Source organism: Brumimicrobium oceani, assembly GCF_003143775.1.
Taxonomy (GTDB): Bacteria; Bacteroidota; Bacteroidia; order Flavobacteriales_D; family Crocinitomicaceae; genus Brumimicrobium; species Brumimicrobium oceani.
The window spans coordinates 62,558-79,193 of the sequence record NZ_QFRJ01000007.1 but is presented as its reverse complement, the minus strand read 5'-3'; the positions used below and the strand labels follow the sequence as shown (position 1 = coordinate 79,193).

The following is a 16,636-nucleotide window of genomic DNA, read 5'->3' as shown; positions in this document are numbered from 1 at the left end:
AATAAAAACTCGGTGCAGCGTATTTTTAACAAATCACTAACCCAAACCACTCTTTAAAATCCATATCTTTGCACAAAAAAATGAATTTTTCAACTAGTTTAGGAATACTCCGCGTTTTGGCTTTGGTAGAGGGAATTTCTTACCTCGCTTTAGGATTAACGATGCCTTTAAAATACATGTATGAAATGCCAATGCCTAACAAAATTGTAGGAATGGCCCATGGCTTTTTGTTTATTTCTTATTGCATCATGGTTTTCGTGGTGAACCAAGATAAAAAATGGTCTTTCATGACCAACTTCTGGGCTTACTTTGCTTCCTTGATTCCTTTTGGAACTTTCGTAGCAGATGCTAAGATCTTTAAGAGAGAGCAAGAGAAGGAATTGATTTCTAGGTAATCATATTGAAAACACCTATATTTGCTTTAGAATTTAGGCACGGCCAGGACCCTTCTAACAATCTTGTTAGAAAAACGAGCGTTATGTTTATTGCATAGCGCTTTTTTTGTGTCTCTCGTAACCAAAAAACACTAGAAAAACAGACAAATAAAAAGTCAGGTCTAATGCGTAATCAACCTAGAAAAGCGCCAAATTTCTTTAAAAAATCGAAGAAAAGAGACAAAAACGTGAATAATTAAATAAAAGCCGTTAACTTTACTCAGAGAAGATAGTAGGTATTTTTAAAAAATATATTCAACACACCCTAAACCATTTAACTTACTACTCAAGGGCGCTGTGTTGAATTGCACAGCGCTTTTTTTAGCGGAAATCTAAGTTCTAATTTACACAAGCATAGCCTTGAAACCCCAACTACTACTTATCAACAATTAATTCCATTGCAAGTTCCCTTGCAGCCGCATCAATAGAAACATAGTCTTCATATTTTGGCTTCAAAATATTGTTAACCCCCATCATTGTTTTCTCATTGATGATGGCAATATCCAAAAAGCCTATTTTCTTGTCTAAAAATGCCTGAACAGTGATTTCATTTGCCGCGTTTAATGCGCATGCCGCTGTTCCTTCCATTTCCATTGCTTTGTAAGCCAAATCTAGGTTTCTAAAAACTTCTCTGTTCGGTTGTTCGAATGTTAAGTTTGGGTAATCCATAAAATTGAATCTCGGGAAATCAGTTTTCAAACGCTCGGGATAAGTCAATGCGTATTGAATTGGTAATTTCATATCTGGTAATCCCATTTGTGCTTTCATGCTTCCGTCTTCAAACTGCACCAACGAATGTACAATCGATTGTGGATGAACGATTACATCAATTTGATCTGGTTTTAAAGCAAAGAGCCATTTCGCTTCAATTACTTCCAAGCCTTTATTCATTAAAGTGGCAGAATCAATCGTGATTTTCGCTCCCATTTCCCAATTCGGGTGCTTTAAAGCTTGTTCTGGTTTTACCGTTTTTAATTCTTCCGTTGTCCAACCACGGAATGGTCCTCCAGAAGCTGTCAAGTAGATTTTCTCAATTTTATTGTGGAATTCTCCTACCAAACATTGGAAAATAGCGGAATGTTCAGAATCTACAGGGTAAATATTCACTCCGTTTTCTCTGGCCATTTTAGTGATCATCTCACCCGCTACAACTAAAGTTTCTTTGTTGGCCAAAGCAATTGTTTTCTTTGCTTCAATGGCATGCATCGTTGGCTTTAATCCGGCATAACCCACAAGAGCTGTTAAGATAATATCAACATCAGAAAATTCAACCACCTGACATAAAGATTCTTTTCCACCGTAAACATGAATATCGTGTTCTTGCAAAGCATCTTTCACCTTCATCAAGTGGTCTTTATTGACAATCACAACCGTATTGGGTTGGAATTTTATCGCTTGTTCAATCAACAAGTCTGCATTGTTATTTGCTGTGATGACTTCCAAATCAAACAAATCTGGATAAGCTTCAATTACTTCCAAAGCCTGTGTACCAATAGAACCAGTACAACCTAAAATGGCGATTCCTTTTGTCTTTTTCTCTTCTTGTTGGGCTCCTGTATTCACGTTGATGTATTTTAATTGCGAAAATAGGAAACAATTGGGAAACAAATACGAATTACGAAAAGGAGAATTGCGAATTGTGGATCTTGCGAGAGGATTTACGGATTTTCTTTATAATTATTTTATTGCGGAATGTACGGACATTTGCAAATCGTCCCTACTCATTACCGCGCAAAATATCCTTCTGTTTTCAACCTAAAAAAAAGGACTGCCCATCGACAGTCCTCTTCCATAAATCAACTTTTCTGCTTTTTAAAAATTAGCAATCAAAGACAAAACAAAGTTTCTTCCTGCTCCGGAAAGCCCTGAGCTATAAGAACGATACCTTTGGTCTGTGATGTTTTCTAATCCTCCACTCACTGTGAAATTATCATGGAATTGGTACATTGCTTTTAGATTAAGCGTGTACCAACTTGGTGAGTAGGTATTTCCATTTTCATCCAATGCGTAAATATCAGTTTTACCTTGCTCACTTACGGATAAATCAGCATGCAATCTTTCTCCCTGATATTGTGCATTCACTTCTAATTTCAACTTACGATAAGTATAGCTGCAACGTGTTACACCAAACCAAGGCGCTGCATGACGTGAAGGACTCAACGAGCCATCGTCCATTTCCTCTTCACCCATTTGGTAGTTGAATTTTGAACTCAGAATAAATCCTTTGGTCAAGTTAATATCAATTCCCGCTTGGATTCCGTAAACATTCGCATTAGCTGCATTTTGAAGTGCTTGAACTTGGCTCATTGAACCATCAAAAATGATACTATCCATTCCGTTCAACTGAAAATCTCGGCGAACCAATGCATTTTCAAGAATTGTGTAGTAAGCTGTTAAATCTATCTTCAACACATTTCCAAACACTCTCGTTAATCCTAAATCTGCATTATACGCATACTCTGCTTTCAAGTCAGGATTTGGAATAACCACTGCGCCTGGTTCAGAATCAAAAACTTTTCCAATATCATCCACATTTGGAGATCGAAAAGCCGTTGAAGCATTGAAACGAAGAACAGTTTTTGAATTGATGCTATACACCGCTCCAATTCCTCCAGTTAAGGCTCCGTTATTTAAGTTTGCTTCTTGAAATGGGAAATCGAAAAAAGTATTATCAAATTCCGCATCCAACAGATAATGTGTATAACGCACACCCCCTTGAAGCGTTAATTTTTCCGTGATTTTGTGTTCATCGTTCAAATACACGCCCATTGATTGCCATTCTGACTGCGGATAACGAGAAGAAGTTGGTGCAGAAATCTCTGTATTGATGTCTTCTCTAATCCCCGTTGATGTTACATCATTCATCACATATTCAACACCATAAAACAAGTTGTTCTTCGCACTGAAACGCTTTGTGAAATCCGCATTTAATGAATAAGCAGTCACGTTTTCTTCTCGTGTTCTGCGGCTGTTGTCGTTGAATTTTCTATCAATACGACTTTCCACAAAATTCTGATGTGCAATTCTGATACTCATTTGGTCATAAATTGCATTAGAAGAATAGTTTGTGATTGACAACTGATTCATCATCCATTTTTGTGGACCATATCCCCATTCTGCATATTTCGGCAAGCCATTCTTCAATTCTGTATGCCTATCATAACGCCCATAAGAACTTGTTTCTGAAAAATGAAATCCATATTCGATGTCCCAATTTTTATTTGGAGCAAAGCGCACTTTTTGCATTAAATTGATCTGACTGTATGCACTTGGCACCTGTAATAACTCATCTTCTTGATTAATCACCACGTCTACAGTGTCAATTCTTTGTACATGAAAAGGCTTCAGGTAATCGTCTGGGCCTTTACTTCCTTGACGTAAGTGATCAAATTTATTAGCAGAAACACTGGTCACGATTGCCCATTTTTCCCAACCCACATTCACATCAAAATGGCCTGTGTTTTCATTGTTTGCTGATGAATAACGCATCAGTGCTTTTCCTTTCACGTAAGGTTGATCATCAAGCGAAAATTGTGGTTTAAGCGTTTGAAAACTCATCACACCTCCGATGGCATCACTCCCGTAAATTGTAGAACTCGATCCAAACAAAACTTCAGCATTCTCCATAGCTAAAGGATCTAATGAAATTACGTTTTGAAGATTTCCACCCCTAAAAATCGCTGTGTTCATTCGCACACCGTCGATGGTGTACAATAAACGATTTGTCGCAAAACCACGAATCATAGGGCTTCCACCACCTTGCTGACTTTTCTGAACGAAGACATCTCCAGAAACACTCAATAAATCTGCGGCGGTTTGAGGATTTTGTAAAGCAATATCCTTTGCCGTTAATCGACTTATTTTGTGTGGAACATCAGAGGAGATTTGACTCCATCTGTTCGCAGAAATCACGACTTCGTTAATCATAAAAACGCTTGAAGCCATTTCTACTTTAAAGTTATTCGCTTCCAAAGTTTTGAAATCAATCTCCAAAGGCTCATAGCCATACAATCTAAATATGATATCACTCATTCCGCCAAACTCAGCAATATCCGCTTGTCCTTTGGCATCTGTGAGCACCATTTTTGTTGCACCCTTATTGCCAATTTGAACAAATTCAATTGGCTCCATTGTAGTTTTATCAACGACAGTAATTTGTTGCGCCATTGATAAGGAAATACTAAATAGCATTCCCATGAGTATTTTAAATCTCATTTATTTTGTTTTAGTTTAAAAAATATGATTCTATTGTACAGCCATTCCCCTCCATATAAAATGAAGAAATTCTGTACTTCGTCTCTGCAAGAAAACCGGATATATTAAAGGCTTTGATTCATTTCAAAGATACACCTACTGCAAAACTTCCCGAGATATTCCTATCACAGAGTCCTGTAATCTCTTGCAAAAACGACTAAAATTTGAATTATTTTAAACTAAAAACTGCGGTGGTGGTGACAAAGGTTTAGTTTCTCTTTGGAGTAAATTGGATTTATCTTTAACAAAAGGTGGAGAATACTGGTCTTGTTGAAAGGGAGGTTCTAAATCGATTTTAAGGTCATCACAATAAACATTTCGAATCACAAAATTCAAATAATTCGATTTAGAACGTTCCTCAGGATTTTGATTGATTAAAGCATTGGTTAATGAAGCGAGTTTCCTGTTCAACTCGGTTTCTTCATGATCCCACCATAAATCATATTTCACAGAGTCTTCAGAGTAATAACGGGTGACAATATCATACATTTCACCTTGAAATTCAAATTCTTTTCCATGAATCCAATTCAACAAAGTTGCTGTATCATTTTTGGCAAAAGTAAATTGAATCAGTTCATCTTTTGGAATTCCTTCCATCAATTGGCGCTTTACCGTCTTTTGAATCGCTCTTTTTTCAAACTTCAACCATCCATAAATTCCAATAAATGGCAGTATAAGTGCCAGAATAAATAATATTGGAATTCGGTTTTTCATTATAGCAAAAGTAAACATTACATACGAAAAAACTGCATTTGCAGCTTACTGATGATTGATTGGTAACTTCTCAATGATTAGTGCTGTTGATAAGAGACTAAAGCTTAATTCAATAGTGATAGATGAACATCGTATTGCACTTGCTCAACTTATAAAAATGTTTAGTCGAAACTTAAAAAATCGTATTACGACAAAATAAATGCAAGAAAAACAGCTGCTATTCCAATAATCCAAACCCTTGAAAAAAGTGAAAATAATTTTATAAGCTTTTCTGTTTTTATTGAGATAGCTTGATGATTTAAGCGCTCAATTGCTGAAAGATTTATTAAGCTATTGACATATTTACGAGTAAATTTAATTGATCCGAAGTTAATAATCATCCTTAAGAAATGAGTAGAACTACTGCCAATTTTATCGGTAGACTGAGCCAAAGGGTTCGTGCTTGCAGTATGTGTATATTGAGTAGGAATTGAAGCTAATTCGGAATTTATTTTCTTCTTAACAACTGCTATTCTCAGCATAGTTACCATTCCGATAACCCAGCAAATAAGAAAAACGAAAGCAAAAGAAATTCCAGTCATAAAGCAATTGAAAAACTCTCGGTGAGGCCGAATACCTCTCCGAGAGTCTATTAAATTATCCTATCTTTTCTAAACCAATCGTAGAATCGCCTTCCACTTCAATATCGGCATCATAAACATTCCCTTCAGCTTTTCCAAGAACAATATCTTGGGCCAAAACTTCTGCTGAAATATAAGCCTTATTGGCTTCAACTGCTGCTTTAATTTCTTCTGTTGTTTCCACAGTAACAAGAATCTTATCTGTCACTTCAAATCCAGCTTCTTTTCTGAAATTCTGAATACGGTTGACCAATTCTCTAGCAATTCCTTCTTGTTTCAACTCAGGACTAATTGTAATGTCCATTGCTACAGTAATTCCTCCTTCTGAAGTAACTAACCAACCTGGAATATCATCTGTTACGATTTCAAAATCACTTATTTCAAGTTCAATATTTTCGCCATTTAACTCACCACTCCAACCATTATTCGACTCCACAGAAGCTATTTCATCCGCTCCCCAGTCTTTCACCATTCCAGCAATTGCCTTCATTTGTTTTCCATACTTAGGACCAATGGTTTTGAAATTCGGCTTAATTTTCTTTGTTAAAACGCCTGTTGTATCTTCCAACAACACCAATTCTTTCACGTTAATTTCAGAAAGAATTAAATCTTGAACATGCTCTATTCTAGATTTAAAACTTGGGTCTAAAATAGGAACCATAATCTTTTGCAATGGCTGGCGTACTCGAATTTTCTCCTTTTTACGTAGGCTCAATGCCATTGAGGAAACCTGCTGAGCAATTGCCATTTGTGCTTCCAATTCTTTGTCTACATCCTCAGTATTTACTGTTGGGAAATCAGCCAAATGAACAGAAGTGGCTGCGTGTCTTCCTGAAATTTTATTTAAATCAGAGAATAATTCGTCCGTATAGAATGGTGCAATTGGCGCACTCATTATTGCTACAGCCTCCAAACATTCATACAAAGTTTGGTATGCCGAAATTTTATCTGTCGAGTAATCACCTTTCCAGAAACGTCTTCTGCATAAACGAACGTACCAGTTAGACAATTGATCGTTTACAAAGTTCTGAATAGCACGACCCGCTTTTGTTGGCTCATAACTTTCGAAAGCTGTATCCACCTCCTCGATTAATGAGTTCAGTTTTGAAATAATCCAACGGTCAATCTCTGGTCTTTCACTTGTTGCAATTCTTTCTTCGTTATATGCAAATCCATCAATGTTGGCATACAAAGCAAAGAAGGAATAGGTGTTATAAAGTGTTCCAAAGAATTTACGTTGTGTTTCTTTAATTCCAGCTTCGTCAAATTTCAGATTGTCCCAAGGTGAAGCATTCGTTACCATATACCAACGTGTGGCATCTGGACCAAATTCTTCTAAAGTGATGAAAGGATCAACAGCATTTCCTAAACGTTTTGACATTTTTTGTCCGTTCTTATCCAAAACAAGACCGTTTGAAATCACATTTTTGTAGGCTACAGAATCAAAAACACTTGTTGCAATTGCGTGAAGTGTATAGAACCAACCTCTTGTTTGGTCTACTCCTTCTGCAATAAAGTCTCCAGGGAATGCTTTTCCACCGTCGATTAATTCTTTGTTTTCGAAAGGGTAATGCCATTGCGCATAAGGCATAGAACCAGAATCGAACCAAACATCAATTAAGTCTGCTTCTCTTTTCATTGGTTTTCCTGATGCAGAAACCAATGTAATTTCATCAACGTAATTTTTATGTAAATCTACCTTTTCGTAGTTTTCTTTCGACATGTCATTCACATCAAAATCAGCCAAAGGATTTGTATCCATTACACCTGCTTCAACGGCTTTTTGACATTCTTCTTTCAGTTGTTTGATTGAAGAAATACAAATAGATTCTTCTCCTTCCTCTGTTCTCCAAATTGGAATTGGAATTCCCCAATAACGTGAACGAGAAAGGTTCCAGTCGTTTAAGTTTTCTAACCATTTTCCAAAACGTCCAGTTCCCGTAGATTCTGGTTGCCAATTGATGGTCTTGTTCAATTCAATCATCCTGTCCTTTTTGTCCGTTACTTTAACGAACCAAGAATCTAATGGATAATACAAAATTGGTTTATCCGTTCTCCAACAGTGTGGGTAACTGTGTTCGTATTTCTCAACACGAAACGCTTTATTTTCTTCTTTTAATTTGATAGAAATCAAGACATCAGCAGATTTTTCTGGTGCTTGACCTTCATCATAATATTCATTTTTAACGTACATTCCAGCAAATTCACCCATTTCTGGACGGAATTTACCTTGTAAGTCAACCAAAGGAACAGGATTTCCATTCGCATCTGGCACCAACATTCCAGGAACATTTGCTTGTTTTGCTACCAAAGCATCATCAGCACCAAAAGTTGGCGCAGTGTGTACGATTCCAGTACCGTCTTCTGTGGTAACGAAATCTCCTAAAATTACTTGGAATGCATTTTCAGGGTTCTCCATTGGCTGAGCATAAGGCAATAACTGCTCATAACGAATTCCTGCTAATTCCTTTCCAGTGAAAGTTTCTCCTACGAAAAATGGAATCTTTTTATCTCCTTCTTTGTATGATTTTAGGTCTTCCACTGTTTCAACTTCCGTGAATTTCTTGTTGAACTGCTTTTTCAATAAAGGTTTTGCCACAACAACGTTGATTGGTTCAAAAGTATATTGGTTAAAGGATTTTACGATAACATATTCTATTTTTGGACCAACTGTTAGTGCAGTGTTCGAAGGCAAAGTCCAAGGAGTTGTTGTCCAGGCGAGGAAATGAATATCCTCCCCCTCGTTCCCCCTCCAAAGGGGGATGTGTGAAGAATGCTCATCTTTGATTACTTTAAATTGAGCCACACAAGAAGTGTCTTTAACATCTTGGTAACATCCTGGTTGATTAATCTCGTGAGAAGACAATCCTGTTCCCGCTTTTGGAGAATAAGGCTGAATTGTATAGCCTTTGTAAATCATGTTTTTCTCATACAATTGACCCAACAACCACCATACACTTTCCATGTATTTTGATTCATAAGTAATGTATGGGTTTTCCATGTCTACCCAATATCCCATTTTTTCAGTCAGGTCATTCCAAACATCGGTATAACGCATTACTGTTTTCTTACATGCTGCGTTGTATTCTTCAACAGAAATTTTATCTCCGATATCTTCTTTGGTAATTCCGAGTTCTTTCTCCACACTCAACTCTACTGGCAAACCGTGTGTATCCCAACCTGCTTTACGGTTCACTTTGTAACCTTTTAGCGTTTTATAGCGACAGAATATATCTTTAATGGAACGCGCCATCACGTGGTGAATTCCAGGTAATCCATTGGCAGAAGGCGGTCCTTCAAAAAACACGAATGTTTTGTCATCGTCTTTTGAGTCAATAGATTCTTGGAAAACATTTTCTTGTTTCCATTTTTCAGCAATTTTCTTTGCTGATTCGGGTAAGTTCAACCCTTTATATTCTGTGTATTTTGCGCTCATAATTTGCCTTTATTTTGCAGTTTGCAAATTTAGTCATTTTAATCGGAAACGCTACTGAAATTAAAACAAGCTATCGCGAGTTTGCAACTCGTGGTCTTGTTTTAATTTCAGTAGTTTGGTTTTAACTAAATCTAAGGAATACAAAAAGCGAACTCTTTTCAGAGTTCGCTTTTTGTATAAATATATCTTATTTAGATTTCCCTATCGCTAGTTTTTTATAATATGACCACGATTTGCAAACTCGCGGCAGCATATTATAAAAAGCTGTGGTCTTAGCTAAAAATTAGCCACACTTACTGTGTCCACAGTTAGTACAAGTCAAACATCCTTCCTGAAACTGTACACTTTTTTGGTGACATTCTGGACATTCGTTTTTACTTTCTGTTCCATCAGGAATAAATTTCTTCACTACTCTAGAAACACCGTTTTTCCAAGTGTTCAAAGTGTCGTCGCTTAGGTTTAAAGAACCCACCAAATCAACAACGTGCAACAATGGCATTCCATGACGTAAAACACCAGAAATCATTTTTGCGTAGTTCCAGTATTCTTTATCAAAAGATCTTGACAAACCTTCAACAGTAACGTTATACCCTCCTCTATCTTCATATTGGAAATCGTAACGACTGCTATCATCGCTTTTCACTTTTTTGATAAATCCTGTTTTCACATCGTTAGGAATTCCGTTGAATCCATCCCTGCGACCTGTGAAAATCTCGTACGGTCGTCCATCTAACATTCCAACAAAAGCGATCCATTCTTCCAAGTTATTTTGGAAACGAACAACCTCTGCTTCTAAACGCTCTGGTCGTTCTGGTGCGTGGTGATCATCAAAGTTTACGCTTTTTTCTTCCTCTTTTTCAGTAGTTGAAACTAAAACACCTGATCTCGAGCCATCACGGTAAACTGTTACACCTTTACATCCAGACTCCCAAGCAGTTTGGTAAACTTTCCCTACCATTTCTTCTGTTACATCGTTTGGTAGATTCACAGTTACAGAAATAGAGTGGTCAATATGTTTCTGAACACGTCCTTGCATTTCTACTTTCTTCACCCAGTTAACATCATTTGATGTAGCTAAGTGGTAAGGTGATTTTGCAATAATTGATGCAATTTGTTCTTGGTCCATTTTACGCACCTCTTCCAAGTCGTATCCTTTAGCAATTAAGTAAGTTTCAAATTTATGGTGGAATACTGGGTATTCTTGCCATGAATCTCCAACTTCATCAACAAAATCTACAACTGCATCCTTATCATCTGGGTTTATTTTTCTTCTTCTCATGTAAGAAACCATAAATGCAGGCTCAATTCCAGAAGTTGTTTGCGTTAATATGGAAACCGAACCTGTTGGCGCAATTGTCAATAAAGCGATATTTCTTCTCCCGTGCTCTTGTAAACGTTCGTAAAGCGCTGGATTTTCCTCTTTAATTCTCAACATGAAAGGATTATTCTCCTCACGTTTTGCATCCCAAATTGGGAAAGCACCTCTTTCTTCCGCCATAATGCTAGAAGATAAGTAAGCACCATGCTTCAATCTCATGTGTAACTTTTCAGAGAAATCGTTTGATTCGTCTGTACCATAGCAAATTCCCATTGCTGCCAACATATCTCCTTCGGCAGTAATTCCCAATCCTGTTCTACGACCTTGTTCACACTTCTCACGAATACGCATCCATAAGCTCAGCTCAGTATTTTTTACATCTTCTGATTCTGGATCATTCTTTATTTTATTGATGATTTTATCTACTTTTTCAAGCTCTAAATCAATTAAATCATCCATTAAACGTTGCGCCATAACCACATGTTTATCAAACAATTCGTAGTCAAAAGAAGCTTCGTCTGTAAATGGGTTATTCACATAAGAATACAAGTTAATGGCCAACAAACGACAAGAATCATTTGGACACAATGGAATTTCACCACATGGGTTTGTAGAAACTGTTTCAAATCCTAAATCTGCGTAGCAATCTGGAATTGATTCGTTAATCAAAGTATCCCAGAACAAAATACCTGGTTCTGCAGAAGCCCATGCATTATGTACAACTTTATCCCAAATTCTCTTTGCGTCAACAGTTTTTGTAAACGAAGGATTTTTAGATTTTACTGGGTAAGTTAATGTATAATCGCCGCCTGTTAATGCAGCTTTCATGAAATCGTCAGATATTTTAACAGAAACGTTGGCACCTGTAACTTTTCCTGCTGTAGTTTTTGCATCGATGAATGCTTCAGAATCTGGATGATCTATTGCTATAGACTCCATCAAAGCACCTCTTCTTCCACCTTGAGCAACTTCTCTTGTTGAGTTTGAAAAACGCTCCATAAAAGGAACAACTCCGGTAGCTGTCAATGCTGAGTTTTGAACAGGAGAGCCACTTGGACGAACAAAGGATAAATCAACACCTACTCCTGCTCTTCTTTTCATTAACTGAACCAATTCTTGGTCTAATTTCAATATTCCACCGTAAGAATCTTCATCTTTTTCATTTCCAATCACGAAACAATTTGAGATAGAAACGAACTGAAAATCGTTACCGATTCCAGCCATTGGACTTCCCTGTGGGATGATGTATTTAAAGTCCTTAATTACATCATAAATTTCCTGTTCACTAATTGGATTTGGATATTTCGCTTCAATTCTGGCGAACTCCTTTGAGATACGTTTATGCATTTCATCTGGGGTTCTTTCATAAAGGTTACCCATTGCATCTTTCAATGCATATTTCTTCATCCAAACCTCACCTGCAAGTGTGTCGCCTTTGAAATAATCAATTGCAGATTTCAAAACTTCCTCCTGAGAGTAGCTCTGTAAATCGCTTTTGTTCTGAGTTTTAAGTGCCAATCCTTCGCTCATATCACTATTTGTTTTTAGTTATCATTTTTTCTTATTGTGAAATAGGTGGTACAGTTAAAAATGATTTTGTCTGAAGAGAAAACTGGTTATGATTTCAAATCTGGGTATAAAATTAGAAACTTTAATTGACAAATTTGGGTGCTATAATTTTTTCATCGTTTATAGTTATGCACATTTTTTTGAGAAGTCCATTTGATAAAAAAATCAACAATTTTGTAATGTCACATCCACAAAGGAAGTTGCGATAAAACCAGCTTTTTTTTGATGTGAATTTATTGTTAATAAGACAGTGGTTTTTAAATATTAACAAGCCTTGTTAATAAATGAAAAAAATATTTCTCTAGCGCATTGTAAAAATTGATATATTATGAGACCTGTAATCAAAAAGACAAAACGCTTTATTTCCCTTAATTCACTTCGTTTTTTAAAGGTGGCGCGTGAACAATTTTAGACTTAGTGATTTTGGTAATTGTGTTTAAAGCATCTTTTCCCTCATTTCATTTTAGAAATAAGTAGATGTCGAATAAGCAATATTTATTTCCCATACAATAGCCATATTCTGCCAAAGTACTTTTTAGAAAAGGGAGAATTCTTACCATTAACAAAAACCACATATTAACCTCTGCCTGTGTTCCAAAATGAAACTAATCAACAGCAGTTCATTTAATAGAAATTGCTATGAAGTTTCAATTCCATTTTTCTAACAATAATTAACAACAACTACTTTCCTTCCAATTTCACTGAACCAAAACCATTACTTCTTGTTCACTTTTGCAGTATTGTAATTCCCATTTGATATTTTTTTGCGAAATACAGCAGATTGGGAATAAAGCGATAGATAACTTATCTTTGCACCTCCAAGAATTGAATATGACGATAAAACAAATAAAAGCAGAATTTAAAAAGTCGAGTGGAGTAATCTCTACAATTGATAAATTACAAAATCGTCCTACGAAAATTCAATGGAAAGGTGTTGTAGGAGCAAGTAAAGCATTCAACGCTAGCACAGTTGCAGAACAGGTTCCCGGTCACCATTTATTTATTTTACAAGATAAAGAAGAAGCTGCTTATTTCTTGAACGATTTGCAGGGACTTTACCTAGACGATGACCGCGTGGTGTTTTATCCTGCTTCCTACAAGGTTCCCTACAAATTAGAAGAAACCGATAATGCAAACGTTGTGGGAAGAGCGGAGGCTCTAGACAAAGTAACAAAGTCTCCAAATTCCTGGATCGTTACTTACCCAAAAGCTCTTTTTGAACGCGTTCCAACCAAACAAAAGCTCTCTACCAACACTTTTAAAATTGAAAAAGGAGAGGAATATGATATCGAATTTTTGACTGACTTTCTTTTAGAGCATGAATTTCATATTGTAGACTTTGTATATGAACCTGGTCAATTTTCTATTCGCGGAGGAATTGTAGATATTTTCTCTTATTCGAATGACCAACCTTTTAGGTTAGAGTTTTTTGGTGATGAATTGGAGACCATTAGAACATTTGACCCAGTTACCCAACTTTCCATTAAAGAACATGCTTTCTTTCATATCGTTCCAAATATTCAACTGTCGCTTGACCAAACTGAGAACGGAAGTTTCCTCTCTTTTGTAGGAAAAGACACCACACTTTGGATCAGCTCCTACAAAGAAATTAAGGGTCAGCTAGAAACAGAATATAAAAAGGCTGCATCAATTTTTAATGAGTTGCCAGAAACAGGAGCCAAACACACACCACCTTCTGAGCTGTATTTTCACCCAACGGATTTAGAAAAAGAACTTCAACTGTTTACCCAAATTGAATGGGGACCAGACTACACCAATAAAGATGCTGCAGTAATTCAGTTTACAGACAAAGCACAACCTGCTTTCAACAAGAATTTTGATTTACTAACAGAAGACCTAAAACAACGCAAGAAATTAGGATTCAAAAACCTCATCTTTTCCAATCAGCCAAAACAAATTGAAAGATTGTTGGACATCTTTAGAGACATTCAAGCTGAAGTCGAGTTTACGCCAATTAACACTGGAATCCATGAAGGATTTATTAATGAAGAATTGAAGTTGGTCTGCTATACCGACCATCAAATATTTGAACGGTACAACAGATTTAGACTAAAAGAAGGATTTCGCCAAGCAAAACAAGCCTTAACGTTAAAAGAATTGCATAATTTACAAAAAGGAGATTATGTAACACATATTGACCATGGAGTCGGACGATTTAGCGGTTTAGAAACGATTGACGTTAACGGAAAACCACAAGAAACCATTCGACTTGTATATAAGGACAACGATGTTTTATATGTTTCCATTCACTCTTTGCACCGTATTTCTAAGTTCACTGGGAAAGATGGAACGGCACCTTCAATGAACAAATTAGGCACGCAAACTTGGGCAAAACTCAAGAACAAAACCAAGAAGAAAATCAAAGAAATTGCTTTCGATTTAATTCAATTGTACGCCAAAAGAAAGAGTCAGCCGGGATATGCGTATACCCCCGATACTTATTTGCAGAATGAACTCGAAGCTTCTTTTATATATGAAGACACTCCAGACCAGTTAAAAGCAACCGAGGCTGTGAAAGAGGACATGGAAAAAGACACTCCCATGGACCGCTTAATTTGTGGCGATGTAGGTTTTGGGAAAACAGAAATTGCAGTTCGTGCAGCCTTTAAAGCGGCAACAGACGGAAAACAGGTAGCTATTTTAGTTCCTACAACCATTCTTTCGCTTCAACATTATAGAAGTTTTAAAGAAAGGTTGAAAGACTTTCCTGTTCGTGTGGATTACGTGAATCGATTTAAATCGACAAAGCAAAGCAATGAAACTTTGAAGGATTTAAGCGATGGAAAAATCGATATTCTTATTGGAACGCATAAAATTGTGAGTAAGAATGTGAAATTTAAAGATCTTGGATTAATTATTATTGACGAAGAGCAAAAGTTTGGTGTTTCTGTAAAAGACAAACTAAAAACACTAAAAGCCACAGTCGATACTTTAACGTTAACCGCTACTCCAATTCCAAGAACCCTACAATTTTCATTGATGGGGGCACGAGATTTGAGTATAATTAGCACTCCTCCACCCAATCGTCAGCCTGTATTAACTGAAATTATAGAATTTGACGAAGAAACAATTCGAGATGCCATTTCTTATGAAGTTAGTCGAGGTGGACAGGTTTATTTTGTACACAATAGACTTGAAAATATTCAAGAAATTTCTGGAATGATTCAGCGTTTATGTCCAGGTGTTCGTGTGGGAATTGGTCATGGACAAATGGATGGGAAAAAGCTCGAAAAAGTAATGATGGATTTCATAGAACATGAATACGATGTTTTATTGGCTACAACAATCATTGAATCAGGGATTGATATTTCCAATGCGAATACAATGATCATCAACAAAGCCAACAACTTTGGCTTAAGTGATTTACACCAATTACGTGGACGTGTAGGGAGATCTACAAAAAAAGGATTCTGCTATTTGATTGCGCCACGCTACAACATGCTCACCTCAGAGGCACAAAAACGATTGAATGCCTTGGTACAATTTTCAGATTTAGGATCAGGGTTTAGTATTGCCATGAAGGATTTAGATATTCGAGGAGCTGGAAACCTATTAGGAGGAGAACAGTCTGGATTTATTGCTGATATTGGATTCGACATGTATCAGAAAATATTGAATGAAGCCATAGATGAATTGCGTCAATCTGAATTTAAAGATTTATTTGAGAATAGGAACAGCGACAGCTATCAATCATTTGTTCAAGAATGTGTTTTAGAAACCGACATGGAAATCAGGATTCCTGATGATTATGTAAACAATGTTTCCGAACGTCTTTCCTTGTATCAAGAGCTAGATAGTTTAGCAACAGAAGAAGAATTAAAACTATTTGAAACACAGTTGGCTGATCGTTTTGGTCCAATTCCAGCTGTGGTTGAAGATTTGCTGCAATCAATAAGATTACGAAGAAAAGCACAAGAAGTTGGATTTACACGTTTAATTATCAAATCTGAAAAAATGATTGGATATTTTACTGAGAATCCGGCACACATTTATTATCAAAGTCCAATATTTACGCAGGTATTAAATTATATACAAAGCAACCCGAAAGGCGTAAAAATGAATCAGAAAAATGATAAATTAAGATTGGTATTTAGTAATGTTGGAAATATTGATGAAGCATTGGAAAAAGTGAGTAAGATAATGATGAGGGCTGAAAAGCAACAATAAACCCTTTGAATGAATTAGGTTTTTCGGAACAAAAAAAGAATTGAATTTACGCTTCTTTTTTTGTTCTGAAGAACCCCAAGTTTATTCCTTAATTAAACTTTTA

At 36.4% G+C, this 16,636-nt stretch carries 8 protein-coding genes; 2 read left to right on the top strand and 6 right to left on the bottom strand.

Features of this window, described 5'->3' with window-relative positions:
* The first annotated feature begins 80 nt into the window (after positions 1-80).
* Entirely contained in the window at positions 81-395 is a 315-nt protein-coding gene (locus DIT68_RS10030) for a DUF3817 domain-containing protein (protein ID WP_109359670.1), read from the top strand.
* A 414-nt stretch (positions 396-809) separates the two neighbouring features.
* Here the strand turns inward: DIT68_RS10030 and DIT68_RS10025 are convergent, their stop codons facing one another.
* The 6 genes from DIT68_RS10025 to DIT68_RS10000 all read right to left on the bottom strand — a co-directional run bounded on the left by DIT68_RS10025 (position 810) and on the right by DIT68_RS10000 (position 12,306).
* Complete coding sequence (locus tag DIT68_RS10025) at positions 810-1,997, bottom strand: 1-deoxy-D-xylulose-5-phosphate reductoisomerase (protein ID WP_109359669.1); 1,188 nt, start codon at positions 1,995-1,997, stop codon at positions 810-812.
* Between the two features lie 249 nt (positions 1,998-2,246).
* Positions 2,247-4,649 (bottom strand): TonB-dependent receptor, encoded by a 2,403-nt coding sequence (locus DIT68_RS10020; RefSeq protein ID WP_109359668.1) that lies wholly within the window; start codon positions 4,647-4,649, stop codon positions 2,247-2,249.
* A gap of 213 nt (positions 4,650-4,862) precedes the next feature.
* Complete coding sequence (locus tag DIT68_RS10015) at positions 4,863-5,402, bottom strand: hypothetical protein (RefSeq protein WP_109359667.1); 540 nt, start codon at positions 5,400-5,402, stop codon at positions 4,863-4,865.
* 185 nt (positions 5,403-5,587) lie between these two features.
* Positions 5,588-5,983 carry a hypothetical protein gene (locus tag DIT68_RS10010; RefSeq protein WP_109359666.1) on the bottom strand — a complete coding sequence of 132 codons (396 nt, stop codon included), beginning with the start codon at positions 5,981-5,983 and terminating at the stop codon, positions 5,588-5,590.
* A 55-nt stretch (positions 5,984-6,038) separates the two neighbouring features.
* Positions 6,039-9,458 (bottom strand): isoleucine--tRNA ligase, encoded by a 3,420-nt coding sequence (gene ileS / locus DIT68_RS10005; RefSeq protein ID WP_109359665.1) that lies wholly within the window; start codon positions 9,456-9,458, stop codon positions 6,039-6,041.
* Between the two features lie 283 nt (positions 9,459-9,741).
* Positions 9,742-12,306: an adenosylcobalamin-dependent ribonucleoside-diphosphate reductase gene (locus DIT68_RS10000; protein WP_109359664.1), complete on the bottom strand. Its 2,565-nt coding sequence runs from the start codon at positions 12,304-12,306 to the stop codon at positions 9,742-9,744.
* Positions 12,307-13,176: 870 nt separating this feature from the next.
* Here DIT68_RS10000 and mfd point away from each other — a divergent pair.
* Positions 13,177-16,533: a transcription-repair coupling factor gene (gene mfd / locus DIT68_RS09995; protein WP_109359663.1), complete on the top strand. Its 3,357-nt coding sequence runs from the start codon at positions 13,177-13,179 to the stop codon at positions 16,531-16,533.
* Positions 16,534-16,636: the final 103 nt, after the last annotated feature.